This is a genomic window from Pseudomonas sp. TE3899 (assembly GCF_056279105.1).
This window is the reverse complement of the sequence record NZ_JBWBQR010000001.1, coordinates 1,960,082-1,975,650: the sequence shown is the minus strand read 5'-3', so window position 1 is coordinate 1,975,650 and position 15,569 is coordinate 1,960,082. Positions and strand designations below refer to the sequence as shown.

The 15,569-nt window shown below is 62.1% G+C and carries 6 protein-coding genes; 3 read left to right on the top strand and 3 right to left on the bottom strand.

The window, feature by feature from the left end; translation table 11 throughout:
* The first annotated feature begins 1 nt into the window (after position 1).
* The 3 genes from pepN (at position 2) to ACZ89E_RS08675 (ending at position 8,039) form a co-directional block, all read left to right on the top strand.
* The gene (gene pepN, locus ACZ89E_RS08685) at positions 2-2,659 is read left to right on the top strand and encodes an aminopeptidase N (protein WP_476255386.1); all 2,658 of its coding nucleotides are present in this window, start codon (positions 2-4) and stop codon (positions 2,657-2,659) included.
* 1,912 nt (positions 2,660-4,571) lie between these two features.
* Positions 4,572-5,624: a WD40/YVTN/BNR-like repeat-containing protein gene (locus ACZ89E_RS08680; RefSeq protein WP_149658279.1), complete on the top strand. Its 1,053-nt coding sequence runs from the start codon at positions 4,572-4,574 to the stop codon at positions 5,622-5,624.
* Between the two features lie 39 nt (positions 5,625-5,663).
* Complete coding sequence (locus ACZ89E_RS08675) at positions 5,664-8,039, top strand: efflux RND transporter permease subunit (protein WP_476255385.1); 2,376 nt, start codon at positions 5,664-5,666, stop codon at positions 8,037-8,039.
* A gap of 66 nt (positions 8,040-8,105) precedes the next feature.
* Here ACZ89E_RS08675 and ACZ89E_RS08670 read toward each other — a convergent pair whose 3' ends face one another.
* The 3 genes from ACZ89E_RS08670 to ACZ89E_RS08660 all read right to left on the bottom strand — a co-directional run bounded on the left by ACZ89E_RS08670 (position 8,106) and on the right by ACZ89E_RS08660 (position 15,554).
* Positions 8,106-12,815, bottom strand: coding sequence for a dermonecrotic toxin domain-containing protein (locus ACZ89E_RS08670; protein WP_476255384.1), 4,710 nt, complete (start codon positions 12,813-12,815; stop codon positions 8,106-8,108).
* Positions 12,816-12,912: 97 nt separating this feature from the next.
* On the bottom strand, positions 12,913-13,641 hold the full coding sequence (locus ACZ89E_RS08665; protein WP_149658276.1) for a FadR/GntR family transcriptional regulator: 729 nt from the start codon (positions 13,639-13,641) through the stop codon (positions 12,913-12,915).
* Positions 13,642-13,817: 176 nt separating this feature from the next.
* A complete protein-coding gene (locus tag ACZ89E_RS08660; RefSeq protein ID WP_463260463.1) occupies positions 13,818-15,554 on the bottom strand; it encodes an IlvD/Edd family dehydratase in 1,737 nt (578 codons plus the stop codon).
* Positions 15,555-15,569: the final 15 nt, after the last annotated feature.

Here is a 15,569-nt window from a genome sequence, read left to right as displayed (position 1 = left end):
CATGCGCACCGAACAACCGAAGATGATCTACCTGAAGGACTATCAGGCGCCTGAATACCTGATCGACGAGACGCACCTGACCTTCGAGTTGTTCGAGGACCACAGCCTGGTCCATGCGCAACTGGTGGTGCGCCGCAATCCCGAGCGTGGCCCGGGCCTGCCGCCGCTGGTGCTCGATGGCCAGCAACTGGAGTTGTTGTCGGTGAACCTGGCCGACATCGAACTGACCGCTGCCGACTACGTGTTGACCGAGAACCACCTGACCCTGCACCCCAAGAGCGAACGCTTCACGGTCGACACCAGCGTGCGCATCCACCCGGAAACCAACACCGCCCTGGAAGGCTTGTACAAATCCAGCGGCATGTTCTGCACCCAGTGCGAGGCCGAAGGCTTTCGCAAGATCACCTATTACCTCGACCGCCCGGACGTGATGAGCAAGTTCACCACCACCGTGGTCGCCGAGCAGCATAGCTATCCGGTGCTGCTGTCCAACGGCAACCCGGTTGCCAGCGGCCCTGGCGAAGACGGCCGGCACTGGGCGACCTGGGAAGACCCGTTCATGAAGCCGGCGTACCTGTTTGCGCTGGTGGCCGGTGACTTGTGGTGCGTCGAAGACACGTTCATCACCATGACCGAGCGCTCCGTGGCGCTGCGCATCTACGTCGAACCGGAAAACATCGACAAGTGCCAGCACGCCATGAACAGCCTGAAGAAGTCGATGCGCTGGGACGAAGAGGTCTACGGTCGCGAGTACGATCTGGACATCTTCATGATCGTGGCGGTCAACGACTTCAACATGGGCGCCATGGAGAACAAGGGCCTCAACATCTTCAACTCCAGCGCCGTGCTGGCCCGGGCCGAAACCGCCACCGACGCCGCGCACCAGCGCGTTGAAGCGATTGTCGCCCACGAATACTTCCACAACTGGTCGGGCAACCGCGTGACCTGCCGCGACTGGTTCCAGTTGTCGCTCAAGGAAGGCTTCACCGTATTCCGCGATTCCGGCTTCTCCGCCGACATGAACTCGGCCACGGTCAAGCGCATCCAGGACGTCGCCTACCTGCGCACCCACCAGTTCGCCGAAGACGCGGGCCCGATGGCTCACGCCGTGCGCCCGGACAGCTTTATCGAGATTTCCAACTTCTACACCCTGACTGTGTACGAAAAGGGCTCGGAAGTGGTCGGCATGATCCACACCTTGCTCGGCGCCAAAGGCTTCCGTAAGGGCAGCGACCTGTACTTCGACCGCCACGACGGCCAGGCCGTGACCTGTGACGACTTCATCAAGGCCATGGAAGACGCCAACGGCGTTGACCTGACCCAGTTCAAACGCTGGTACAGCCAGGCCGGCACCCCGCGCTTGGCGGTGAGCGAGTCTTACGATGCCGCGGCGAAAACCTACAGCCTGACCTTCCGCCAGAGCTGCCCGGCCACCCCGGACAAGGTTGAAAAACTGCCGTTCGTGATCCCTGTGGAACTGGGCCTGCTGGATTCCAAGGGCGCGGCAATTGCGCTGCGTTTGTCGGGCGAAGCGTCGGCGCAGGGGACTTCGCGGGTCATCTCGGTGACTGAGGCTGAGCAGACCTTCACCTTCCTCGACATCGCTGAACAACCGTTGCCTTCGCTGCTGCGTGGTTTCTCGGCACCCGTGAAATTGAGCTTCCCGTACAACCGCGATCAACTGATGTTCCTGATGCAGCACGACAGCGACGGCTTCAACCGCTGGGATGCCGGTCAGCAATTGTCGGTGCAGGTGCTGCAAGAGTTGATTGCCCAGCAGCAGAAGGGTGAAGCGCTGGTGCTGGATCAGCGTTTGATCTCGGCCCTGCGTACCGTGCTGTCCGACGAGGCGCTGGATCAGGCGATGGTCGCGGAAATGCTGTCGCTGCCGGGTGAAGCGTACCTGACTGAAATCACTGAAGTGGCTGACGTTGACGCCATTCACATCGCCCGGGAATTTGCCCGCAATCAATTGGCGCAGGGTTTGTTCGAAGCGCTGTGGCTGCGTTACCAGGCCAACCGCGACCTGTCGAAGAAAACCCCGTACGTGGCCGAGGCCGAGCACTTCGCTCGTCGCGCCTTGCAGAACATCGCGCTGTCGTACCTGATGCTCAGCGGCAAGCCGGAAGTGTTGGCGGCGACGCTGGAACAGTTCGAAACCGCCGACAACATGACCGAGCGCTTGACCGCGTTGGCGGTTTTGGTCAATTCGTCGTTCGAAGACGAGAAAGCCACGGCCCTGGCCAGTTTTGCCGAGCACTTCAAGGACAATCCGCTGGTCATGGATCAGTGGTTCAGCGTCCAGGCCGGCAGCACCTTGCCGGGCGGTCTGGCGCGGGTGAAGGCGTTGATGGAGCATCCGGCGTTCAATATGAAGAACCCGAACAAGGTGCGGGCGTTGGTCGGCGCATTTGCCGGGCAAAACCTGATCAACTTCCATGCGGCGGATGGCAGCGGGTATCGCTTCCTGGCGGATCTGGTGATCGAGTTGAACGGGTTCAACCCACAGATCGCTTCCCGGCAGTTGGCGCCTCTGACTCGGTGGCGCAAATATGACGATGCTCGTCAGGCGTTGATGAAAGGGGAACTGGAGCGGATTCGCGCTTCGGGGCAGCTGTCCAGCGATGTGTTTGAGGTGGTTAGCAAAAGCCTGGCTTGAGACTGGCGGTCCACCCGAATCCCTGTAGGTGCGAGGCTTGCCCGTGAAGGCGGCCTCATTCCCTACCGGGATTTTTTTATGGTGTACATATCCATTGCTGCGGTAACGGCCGCTTATGGTTCCGCTCTTACAGCGGGTTACTTTGAAAAGCGCAAAGTAACCAAACGCTTTCACCCCTGACGTACGGTGCCTCGCTGTGGCTCGGCACGCCCTCACTCCGGTCCTGCTCCGTGGGCCCGCCGCCATCGGCCATCCATGGCCGGGGGCGGCTACCGCGGCATCCCTGCCGCGGTGCCCGCTGCGCAGAACCTGCGTTCGGCCTTCCGACGGGGCAGATCAAGATCAAAAGCCAAAACAAGATCAAAAGCTTCGCGGGCAAGCCTCGCTCCTACAGGGATTTGTTTGTGTGATCGTTCCCATGCTCCGCGTGGGAATGCCGCCGGGGACGCTCTGCGTTCCGCTGTCGACGCATGGCTTGAGTCCTGCGCAGTGGTGACGCGGAGCGTCACGGGATGCATTCCCACGCGGAGCGTGGGAACGATCAGTAACTGGCGTACGCGCACAATCCCCGAGCCAGACCGGCCGGTAGGCCGCCTGTGATCTCTCCCACGCTCTGCGTGGGAATGCCGCCGGGGACGCTCTGCGTTCCGCTGTCGACGCGAGGCTTGAGTCCTGCGCAGTGGTGACGCGGAGCGTCACGGGATGCATTCCCACGCGGAGCGTGGGAACGATCAGTAACTGGTGTACGCGCACAATCCCCGAACCAGGCCGGCCGGTAGGCCGCCTGTGATCGTTCCCACGCTCCGCGTGGGAATGCCGCCGGGGACGCTCTGCGTCCCGCTGTCGACGCAAGACTTGGGTCCTGCGCAGTGGTGACGCGGAGCGTCACGGGATGCATTCCCACGCGGAGCGTGGGAACGATCAGTAACTGGTGTACGCGCACAATCCCCGAGCCAGGCCGGCCGGTAGGCCGCCTGTGATCGTTCCCATGCTCCGCGTGGGAATGCCGCCGGGGACGCTCTGCGTTCTGCTGTCGACACAAGGCTTGAGTCCTGCTCAGTGGTGACGCGGAGCGTCACGGGATGCATTCCCACGCGGAGCGTGGGAACGATCAGTAACTGGCGTACGCGCACAATCCCCGAGCCAGACCGGCCGGTAGGCCGCCTGTGATCGTTCCCATGCTCCGCGTGGGAATGCCGCCGGGGACGCTCTGCGTTCCGCTGTCGACGCATGGCTTGAGTCCTGCGCAGTGGTGACGCGGAGCGTCACGGGATGCATTCCCACGCGGAGCGTGGGAACGATCAGTAACTGGCGTTCGCGCACAATCCCCGAGCCAGGCCGGCCGGTAGGCCGCCTCGCCGAGCGATGCACGCCCCCTCGAGAGGCCGAGTGGAGGTTCTGCGCAGTGGGCAACCCGGCATGGATGCCGGGTTAGCCGCCCCCGGCCATGGATGGCCGATGGCGGCGGGCCCACGGAGCAGGACCGGAGCGAGGGCATGCCGAGCCTGGGCGAGGCACCGAACGAAAGGGGCAAAAGCGCTTTGGTTACTTTCGCGCTTTTCGAAAGTGACCCGCTGTAAGAGCGGAACCAAAATCCGCCGCAACCGAAGAAACGGATATGTACACCAAACCCGAAACCCGAAACCCGAAACCCGAAACCCCAAAGCAGCAAACCCAAATCACCCCACCTAATACCCAACCATTCACCGACACCCCATACCCCCTCAGGTTAACAAAACATAACGTGGCGTCGATTGTCAGACCTTTCCAAAGCCCGATAGGATAAGCCAGCTTCCGAAGGGGCTCTAGATTGCAGGTTTCAGGACTATGCTCCAACCAGCCAATCACCCAGAGCACCCTTACGGCGCCCTGAAAGGTTGAACGACCTAACAATAATAATGGGGGAAGGTCTATGAGTGAGCCTGTCATGGGTGTGGGTATCTGCCGCCCGCCGGCATTACGCAAATTCGCGTTGCTGGCTACAGCGCTCTCGCTGTTGGGCTGTGCCGCGCTATCGGCACCGGTGCTGGCCGCCGACGCGCCGGCCGCCGATACGGCGTATTCCGTTGAATCCGCCAAAGCCGCGAAAAGCCTGATGCTCGATGTGGTCCACGCCGGCAAGCGCCTGGTGGCGGTCGGGGATCGTGGGCACATTCTGTATTCCGATGACCAGGGTTCGACCTGGACCCAAGCCAAGGTGCCGACCCGGCAACTGCTCACCGCCGTATTCTTTGTCGACGACAAACACGGCTGGGCCGTCGGGCATGACGCGCAGATCCTCGCCAGCGAAGACGGCGGCGTCACCTGGACCAAACAATTCGAAGACCTCAAACGCGAATCGCCGCTGCTCGACGTCTGGTTCAAGGACGTCAACAGCGGCTTTGCCGTGGGTGCGTATGGCGCCTTGCTGGAAACCACCGACGGCGGCAAAAACTGGGAAGACGCCAGCGACCGCCTCGACAACGAAGACCAGTTCCACCTCAACGCCATCGCGGCGGTCAAGGATGCCGGGCTGTTCATCGTCGGCGAGCAGGGCAGCATGTTCCGCTCCGCCGATTGGGGCCAGACCTGGGAAAAGCTCGAAGGCCCGTATGAAGGTTCGCTGTTCGGCGTGATCGGCACCGCCCAACCCAACACGCTGCTGGCCTACGGGCTGCGCGGCAATCTCTACCGCTCCACGGATTTCGGCAGCACCTGGGAGCAGGTTGAGCTCCAAGCCGCGCGCGGCAGCCTGGAGTTCGGCCTGTCCGGCGCTACGCTGCTGGATGACGGCTCCATCGTCATTGTCGGCAACGGCGGTTCGGTGATCAGCAGCAGCGACAACGGCGAAACCTTCACCGTGTTCAACCGCCCGGACCGGATTTCCGTGTCAGCGGTGACGGCGGCAGGTAACGGCAATCTGATTCTGGCAGGACAGGGCGGCGTTCGCGCCACTTCGCCAACCGGCGCCGAGCTGGGCAAATAAGCCGGGCCACATAATAAGAAGGGCGGAGCTATGACATCCATGACAAGTCATCACCAAGACAAGGCGACGTTTCTCGAACGCCTGATTTTCAACAATCGCCCGGCAGTGATCGTCATCTGCCTGCTGGTGAGCATTTTCCTGTTCTGGCAAGCGACGCTGATCCGGCCGTCCACCAGTTTCGAAAAGATGATCCCGCTGGAACACCCCTTCATTCAAAAGATGATGGAGCACCGCAACGATCTGGCGAACCTGGGCAACACCGTGCGGATTTCGGTGGAAGCCACCGACGGCGACATCTTCTCCAAGGATTACATGGAGACCCTGCGCCAAATCAACGACGAGGTGTTTTACATCTCTGGCGTCGACCGCTCCGGTCTCAAGTCGCTGTGGAGCCCGAGCGTGCGCTGGACCGAGGTGACGGAGGAGGGCTTCGCCGGTGGTGAAGTGATCCCACAGAGCTACAACGGCTCCCAGCAAAGCCTCGACCTGCTGCGCAACAACGTGCTCAAGTCCGGCCAGGTCGGGCGCCTGGTGTCCAACGATTTCAAGTCGAGCATCGTCGACATCCCGCTGCTGGAGTCCTACCCGGACCCGCAGGACCAGGGCAAGTTGCTGGCCCTGGACTACCGCAAGTTTTCCCACGAACTTGAAGAAAAAATCCGCGACAAGTTTGAAAAACAGAACCCCAACGTGCAGATCCACATCGTCGGTTTCGCCAAGAAAGTCGGCGATCTGATCGATGGGCTGGTGATGGTGGTGATGTTCTTCGGCATCGCCTTCGTCATCACCCTGATCCTGCTGTACTGGTTCACCAACTGCATGCGCAGCACCGTGGCGGTGTTGAGCACGACGCTGGTGGCGGTGGTCTGGCAACTGGGTCTGATGCACTTCTTCGGCTTCGGGCTCGATCCGTATTCGATGCTGGTGCCGTTCCTGATCTTCGCCATCGGCATTTCCCACGGCGTGCAGAAAATCAACGGCATCGCCTTGCAGTCCAGCGAGGCGGACAACGCCCTGACCGCCGCCCGACGCACCTTCCGTCAACTGTTCCTGCCGGGGATGATCGCGATTCTCGCGGATGCGGTGGGCTTCATCACGCTGCTGATTATCGACATCGGCGTGATTCGCGAACTGGCCATCGGCGCGTCCATCGGCGTGGCGGTGATCGTGTTCACCAACCTGATCCTGCTGCCGGTGGCGATTTCCTATGTCGGCATCAGCAAGCGTGCGGTCGAGCGCAGTAAGAAAGACGCACACCGCGAACACCCGTTCTGGCGCCTGCTGTCGAACTTCGCCAGCCCGAAAGTTGCACCGATCTCCATCGCCCTGGCCCTGATCGCCTTTGGCGGCGGCCTCTGGTACAGCCAGAACCTGAAAATCGGCGACCTCGACCAGGGCGCGCCGGAATTGCGCCCGGACTCGCGCTACAACAAGGACAACAACTTCATCATCAGCAACTACTCAACCAGTTCCGACGTGTTGGTGGTGATGGTCAAGACAAAGCCCGAAGGCTGCTCGCGCTATGAAGCCATGGCGCCGATCGATGAGCTGATGTGGAAGATGCAGAACACCGAGGGCGTGCAGTCGGCGATCTCGTTGGTGACCGTGTCCAAGCAAATGATCAAGGGCATGAACGAGGGCAACCTGAAATGGGAAACCCTGTCGCGCAACCCGGACGTGCTGAACAACTCCATCGCCCGGGCTGATGGCCTGTACAACAACAGCTGTTCCCTGGCGCCGGTGCTGGTGTTCCTCAACGATCACAAGGCCGCGACCCTCGACCGTGCGGTGCATGCGGTGCAGGACTTTGCCAAGGACAACAACAAGGACGGCCTGGAATTCATCCTCGCCGCCGGTAACGCCGGGATTGAAGCGGCGACTAACGAAGTGATCAAGGAATCGGAGCTGACGATCCTGATCCTGGTGTACATCTGCGTCGCGACCATGTGCATGATCACCTTCCGTTCCTGGGCGGCGACCCTGTGCATCGTGCTGCCACTGGTGCTGACCTCGGTGCTTGGCAACGCGCTAATGGCATTCATGGGCATCGGCGTGAAAGTCGCGACCCTGCCGGTGGTGGCGCTGGGCGTGGGGATTGGCGTGGACTACGGCATCTACATCTACAGCCGACTGGAAAGCTTCCTGCGTGCCGGTTTGCCGTTGCAAGAGGCGTATTACCAGACGCTGAAGTCCACCGGTAAAGCCGTGCTGTTCACCGGTCTGTGCCTGGCCATCGGCGTGTGCACCTGGATCTTCTCGGCGATCAAGTTCCAGGCCGACATGGGCCTGATGCTGACCTTCATGCTGCTGTGGAACATGTTCGGCGCACTGTGGCTGCTGCCAGCGCTGGCGCGGTTCCTGATCAAACCGGAGAAACTGGCGGGGCAGAAGGGCAATTCGCTGTTCGCTCACTGACACTTGGCAATACCACAAAAGCCGCAACCCCAGGTTGCGGCTTTTTTATGGGTGCTTGCTCGGCACTCAGCGGGGTTCCAACGGCAGGAAATACTGCTCGGCCAACGCTTTGCTGATCGCGGCGCGGTAGATCTCGATCTGTTGTTTCGAGTCCTGCGCCTTGGCCTGGGCCGACTCGTAGGTCTCGAAGTGTTGCTCTCGGGTCTTGAGGTGCGCCGTTGTGTAGTCGGCTTTTGCATCCGCCATTTGCGCATAGTGGAAATGGGCGTACCACCAGGGCTCATTGTCAGCGTTGAGCAGCACGTAGTCCTGCATGAAGTCCCGGCGCCCGGTCTTCAATTGCACCCGACGGCCGACGGGGCTGACGGACAGTCGATTGTGTTGCAGCAGGTACTGCACGCCCTCATTGGTCGGCGCCTGTTCCAGGGTCATGCGGATGCGCAACTGGGTGGCGGTGTGTTCCAGCGCCACAGCCTTGTCCCGCAAACCGGTGATCAGGGCGTTGTCCCGTTCATTGGCCGGCGGGGGGCTGGGGTGTTGCTCCAGGTCGTCGGCGTAGCGGGTGAGCTTGCGTGCTTCACGCTGCAATTGTTCCTCGATTTCCTTGGGCGAACTGGCGCGTTGTACATAGCCCTCGATCTTCTGCACCTGCCCATCCACCTTGGCCAACGCTTTACGCGCTTCGCCCTTGAGCAATGGGTAAGGGGTTGTCGCGGCTTTGGGCGCGGGGGGCCTGGCTTCGACGATTTCCACCCAGACATCGGGTGCGTGTTCATGGAACGAGGCCAGGGGCTTGTCTTCCATCGGCCCGTTGATGTCGACGATGTCACCGCCCTGTTCGGCGATCCGTGGGCGAATGTCGCCGATAAACGTACCTTTGGAGGTCTTGATGACCTTCTTCCGGGCTCCGGTTGCGGGCGGGGACTTGGGTAGTTTCTTGCTCGTGCCAGCCTGCTTCGAGGCCCCAGGCAAAGGCGCCCAGGGTTGCACCTGTTCGCTGCGCTGAAGTTCTTGCGCCAGCCGCTGCTCGGCATCCGTCTGCAACTGATCAATGATTACCCGCAGGCGATTGAACACGGGCATTTGCAGCTCATCGGCGAAGAAAACCCCGATACTGCCCAACGCGTCCTGGGCCTTGTTGTACCGGGTGGCCAGGTTGTCCAGCATCACGAGGCGATCGTTGCTTTCGTAGACGTGGCCGGTCTGTAGCTCTGCATGGGTTCGGGACAACAGCAATAACGGATCGATGACTGATTCCAGGGTATGCAGGGCGTCTGTTCCCAGCGATTTGACGCTGAGGATCTTCAAGATCACCAATTGGTAGGACTTGAGCCGCAGGGTCGTCAGTTCGCGCTCGGGTCTGTCGCTGGTCAAGCGTTTGATGGCCCGGGGGCCCAGCAACGGGATTTCCCTGAGTTGTTGCAGGCGTGCGTCGATCTCCTCGAAACACTGGATCATGACCTCGTTGACGTCGCTGGTCTGGCGCAGGAACTCCATGTACCGATTGGTCACCGCCACATCGCCTTCGATTTGCATCGCATCAAAGAGATGCTCCATGCCACTTTGGTATTCGGCGTAACGAACCATGAGCGAGGAGCGTTCCACATCGGCGATGACGAGCCGTTTGCGAACATTATTAATGATGTTCTCCAGCAGGACAGCGAGCCGTTGGTGATCCACCGGGGTATCGGTCAATGCGCTCTTTTCCTTCATCCCGGCAATCAACGTCACGTACGTCTCGGTCTGCTTGTCCAGTTCAACCACGAAACGCTGCCGGAACAGTGCGCGATCCGGTTCGGTGCTGGAACTGGCCTTGTCTTTGAGAACCATCACGTTTTCCGCAATGTCGACGCGTTTTTGAATGCGCTCCTGCTGCTCCTGGAATTCATCATCTTGCAGGTCCAGTTCCGCGATGCGTTGTTGCCGCTCTTCCCGCATCGCGGCAATGCGCTTCTTCGGGCCGCCACCCACCAGCTTCAGGCCTTGATCCAGCGACCATTTGCCGTGTCCGTCGGTCTTGAGCTTGATGCCCGGGTGGTCGGGGTGTTCGGGATGCACGATAAACACTTCGCCGAGGCCGGGCACGATCTGCACCCGGAACAGCAGTCCGGCGAGGGTGGCGTGCCAGTGGCCGTCGATCCGGTACAGGCCCTGAAAAGGGCCGATGGCGGCCGGTTGCGGCAGTGAGGCTGGCCAGGGCACTCGCACCGCGTGCAGTTTCGCGAACAGGCGTGCCGAGGTCGAGTCGCGGGCCGTCGACAGGTTGAAATCCAGCAGGGTATGGCCACTGCCCGGTGGTTCGGCAGGCAGCCCCGGCGGGGCCTGGGTCACGGCCATGTCGGCCGGGGTGTGGAGGTGCGGCCGGGGCCTGCGCAACGGTTCGAGGCTGAGCGTCGGCGCCTTGACCTGTTGCCCGTCAATGGCGCCCGGGATCTGCGCCACATGCAGCAGGACCAGGCCCAGGTTGAGCAGCACATCGACCCAGGCCTGTTCCCGGGCTGTGACGTCCTGACTGTCCAGGGCGGGCAGGTCCTGGAGCAGGCTGTGGGTCAATTGCAGCATCCAGCCCATCAGCATGGCGGGGCCGCGCAGCAGCGGCAGCACCAGGTTGTTGAACACCAGCCAGCTGCCTTCGAGGATGATCGCCCAGCAACTTTCGAGGTTGGACACCGATTGGCGGTCCGCCAGTTCGACCAGCGTCCGGGCATTGCTGTCGAACAGCTGGGCCAGCAACTGGCCTTTTTCCAGCGCCGCGAGCCAGCCGGTCGCCGCTTCGTCGCCTGCCAGGAGCGCGGGGGCGGGCTGGCTCGGCGGGCTGTACTCGTCACCCAGATGCAGATGAACGATGTGCGGTTCGTGGAAGCCGTTGTTGGCGTAGATCGGTTGCGCGCGATCCGGCAACCAGGTGAGCACGCTGCTTTGCAACGGCCCCGGCTGGGCAATGGCGTTCAACAGGGCCTGGCGGTCGGGGTATTGCTGCAGCGCGGGTACGTACATCGGGCGGTAGAGAATGCGCGGGCCATCGGCCTGCACATCCCGGGGCTCGATGATGAACATATTGCTGGCCACATCGCAATCAGCGCCGGTTTTGCGCTGGAACGCCAGTGGGCGGATGACCATCTCCTGTTCATCGACGAAGCGTTCTGCGCGTGTCGAGTGCATCAGCGCGGCGACACAACGATAGCCTTGGCGGGTGAAGCCGTGCTCGGCCTTGATCGCCTGTTCGAGCGCGAGCAGCGGCAACTGCACGGACAATTCCAGGCCAAACAGACGCCCACGCTCCCGCGCCTGGGTGGTGTCGGCGAGCAGCTCTGTACGGATCAGTTCCGGATAGTGTTGACCGACGTTCACCCGGCTAACCAGGTCCAGCAGATAGGCGTCGGTGGTCCAGTCCTGGATCAATTGACCGGCGGTGTGGCGAAGGGTCATCCGGCCTTTGGGTTTGCTGGCCAGGTTCTTGATCGCCAGTTCGGTCAGGGTCATTTTGATCGGTTCAAGGTAGCCGCTGCCGAGGTCGCCGACGGGGACGTGGAAGGTCAGTTCCAGTTGGTCGGGGTCATAACCGGGGGCCAGTGGCTGGTCCGCGAGCATCTGCTTGCGCAGCGCCTTTTTGGCGAAGGCGTGCAGGTCGTCGATGCCATCGAGGAACGTGCGGCCAGCGGTTTGCTGCTTGATGCTCGCCAGCGCCAGCACGTGTTTGCGGTAAGCCATGCGATGGGTCGCGTCGGCGCGTTGCAGCCAGTCGGGAAGGGTGTCTTTGAGGCGCGGTAGAGTCGCCGGATTGGAAGGCTGATGGCCGATGAACAACGCCGCCACATCGGTGATTGCCTCGTAGCGTTTTTCCAGTACGTCCAGGCGCTGGCCGGCAGGCAATTTGAGCGCGGCAAGGTTGTCCAGTTGCTGGTTCAGCAGCAGGGCGGCCTGGGTGTCGAAAATATTGCCGTGCGGCTCGAAGCGTTTCCAGGTGATCGAGTCGGCCATGTAGGCCTGCTCAAACCGCGCGCCCCACGCCTGGCCAAAAGTGTCCAGTGAAGGGAAGGATTCGACGGTGCCGCTGACGCTACAGAGCAGCACCGTTTCGCCGCAGATCACCAGGATGTCCGGACTCTGCACGCTGAAGGATTGCGCGCCGATGGTCAGCGTCGTTTCCAGCACGCAGGCCTGGATAACGCCCTTTGCCCACGGTGCTTCAAGGCGCTGCTGGTGATCGGGATGGCGCCCGAGTTCACTGAGAATCTCGGCGTGCAGCGGGTGGCTGGCGGACTGACGCACGGCCGAGGTTTTCAGCACGCCGCCCAGCAAGTCCCCCAGCCACTGCCAGCGGCTGCCACCTGCGTCGGCCCCTTCATTCCAGTAGCGGGCCAGCGCTTCCTGAAACGCCACGGACACACTCCCCGGTAACCCACGGATGACGTCGGTGATGACCTGCAGGTCAGGCTCGCGTGGCGTCGTGTTGTCGAATGTCAGGGGGACGGGGGCGTTATTGGTCAGGAAGCACCGGCGCCCAAACTGTTCCCGCAGCTGCGGCGGCGTGCCGCTGGCCAGGTAGGCGAGCACCTGATCAAGCAGCAAGGTGAAGCGCCAGCCACCTTCGGGCAACGCTTGGGCTATCTGGGTGCGGTACGGATCGAAGTCCAGCGCCGGGTAGTGTTCCAGCACGTCATCCTTGAGCCGGCTGGCGGTGACCGAACGCAGGGTGGGGCGGGTGTTGAACCGGGCGTTGATGGCGTGCGCAATGACGTCGGTGTACCCGGTCGGGGATGAAGCGGTTGGCATGATGCAGTCCTTTGCACAGTGGATGCCTGGACCATAACGCCTGGGAGAGTGGGCTGTGCGGTATCCCGTTACCGCACATTTTTTGATTCGCGCGGGGTTAGTGGTTGTTGGTTGAATCGCTGCCCAGCACCACATTCAACGCACTGCGCGCATCGTCGAGCTGCACGAGGGTGGCGTGCCGCGCGCCGAGGGCATCGCGATTCTCGATGGCGGTGAGGATCGCCTTGTGCCGTGGCAGCGCCAGTTCATGCAGGTTTGGCCGCTGGTTGGAATGCTTCAACGCCTCGGCAATCGCCACCGAGAGCATGTTGCACAGGTTGGCCAGCAGGTCATTGTGGGTGGCGTCGGCGATGCGGCTGTGGAAATCCAGGTCCGGTTGCAGCAGGGCTTCCGGGGTCGGTGCGGCTTCCATGCGTTGATAGGCTTCGCCGATGGAGGCGATGTCGGCGTCGGTGGCGTACTGCGCGGCGAGGGCGGCGGCGGCCGGTTCGATAATGCTGCGCACGCTGGTCAACAAGCCGAAGAACTCATTCTGCGGGCTGCTTTGCATCAGCCAGTGCAGCACGTCCGGGTCGAGCATGTGCCATTCCTTGCGCGCCTTGACCACCGTGCCGACTCGCGGGCGGGAATACACCAGGCCCTTGGCGACCAGCACCCGGGTGGCTTCGCGCAATACCGGCCGGCTGACCGCGTACTCTTCGCACAACAGGGCTTCGGCGGGCAGTTTGTCGTCGGGCTTGAAGCGTCCGGAGACGATCTGCATGCCCAGTTCCTGGACGATGCGCGAGTGCATGCTTTTGCGGTCGGAGGGTTTGCGGTAATCCATGGGGAACGGCGCGATCCTGGGCGGGTGGGGGTGTTGCGCATGATAGCAGGCGCGCAGAGATCGTTCCCACGCTCTGCGCGGGAATGCCTCAAGGGACGCTCCGCGTTCCAATGGGACGCGGAGCATCCCGGGCTGCATTCCCACGCGGAGCGTGGGAACGATCAGGGGGTGGGGGATTAGTGGGAGTGACGCGGGACTTCGGAGCCGCGGCAACCGACGAGGAAGTCGAAGTCGCAGCCTTGGTCCGCTTGCAGCACGTGGTCGATGTACAGCTGACGATAACCGCCGACGATCAAATTCTCCGGCGGCCGCAAATCCGCCATCCGCGCCGCCAGTTCCGCATCCGGAATGTCCAGGTGCAACCGCCCGCTGGCGCAATCCAGCTCAATGAAGTCACCTTCCTGCACCACCGCCAACGGCCCGCCGGCCGCGGCTTCCGGCGCCACGTGCAACACGACGGTGCCATACGCCGTGCCGCTCATGCGTGCATCGGAAATCCGCACCATGTCGGTCACACCCTGGGCCAGCAGCTTGGCCGGCAAGCCCATGTTGCCGACTTCCGCCATGCCCGGATAACCCTTCGGTCCGCAGTTTTTCATGACCAGGATCGAGTTCGCATCCACGTCCAGTTCCGGATCGTTGATCCGCGCCTTGTACATGTCGAAGTTCTCGAACACCACGGCGCGGCCGCGATGCTGCATCAGTTCGGCGCTGGCAGCGGACGGTTTGAGCACCGCACCGAGTGGCGCGAGGTTGCCGCGCAGGACGCAGATGCCGCCGTCGGCGCGGATCGGGTTGTCGAGGGTGCGGATCACTTCGTCCTGGCCGTAGATCGGTGCGTCCTTGGTGTTCTCGCCGAGGGTCTTGCCATTGACGGTCAAGGCGTTCGGGTGCGGGATCAGGTTGGCTTCGCCCAGACGACGCAGCACGGCGGGCAACCCCCCGGCGTAGTAGAACTCTTCCATCAGGAAACGTCCGGACGGTTGCAGGTCGACGATGGTCGGCATGCCGCGCCCCATGCGGGTCCAGTCGTCGAGCTCCAGCTCAACGCCGATGCGCCCGGCGATGGCTTTCAAGTGGATCACCGCGTTGGTCGAACCACCGATGGCGGCGTTGACCCGAATCGCATTTTCAAAGGCTTCTTTCGTCAGGATTTTCGACAGCCGCAGATCTTCGCGGACCATCTCCACCGCACGCATGCCGGACATGTGCGCCAACACATAACGCCGCGCATCCACCGCCGGAATCGCCGCGTTGTGGGGCAGGGAAGTGCCCAGTGCTTCGGCCATGCAAGCCATGGTCGAGGCGGTGCCCATGGTGTTGCAGGTGCCGGCCGAGCGGGACATGCCGCCCTCGGCCGCGAGGAAATCGTCGAGGGTGATGGTGCCGGCTTTCACTTGTTCGCTGAGCTGCCAGACCACGGTGCCCGAACCAATGTCCTGGCCCTTGTGCTTGCCATTGAGCATCGGCCCGCCGGTGACAACGATGGCCGGCACGTCGCAACTGGCCGCGCCCATCAGCAGCGCCGGGGTGGTTTTGTCGCAACCGGTCAGCAGCACCACGCCATCGATCGGGTTGCCGCGAATCGCTTCTTCAACGTCCATGCTCGTCAGGTTGCGGGTGAACATGGCGGTGGGGCGCAGGTTCGATTCGCCGTTGGAGAACACCGGGAATTCCACCGGCCAGCCGCCCGCCTCGATCACTCCGCGTTTGACGTGCTCGGCAATCTGCCGGAAGTGCGCGTTGCACGGGGTCAGTTCCGACCAGGTGTTGCAGATGCCGATGATCGGCTTGCCGTGGAACTGATGGTCGGCGATGCCCTGATTCTTCATCCAGCTGCGGTACATGAAGCCGTTCTTGTCGGCGGTGCCAAACCATTGGGCGGAGCGCAGGGTGGGTTTCTTATCAGACATGATCGATTCTCTTAT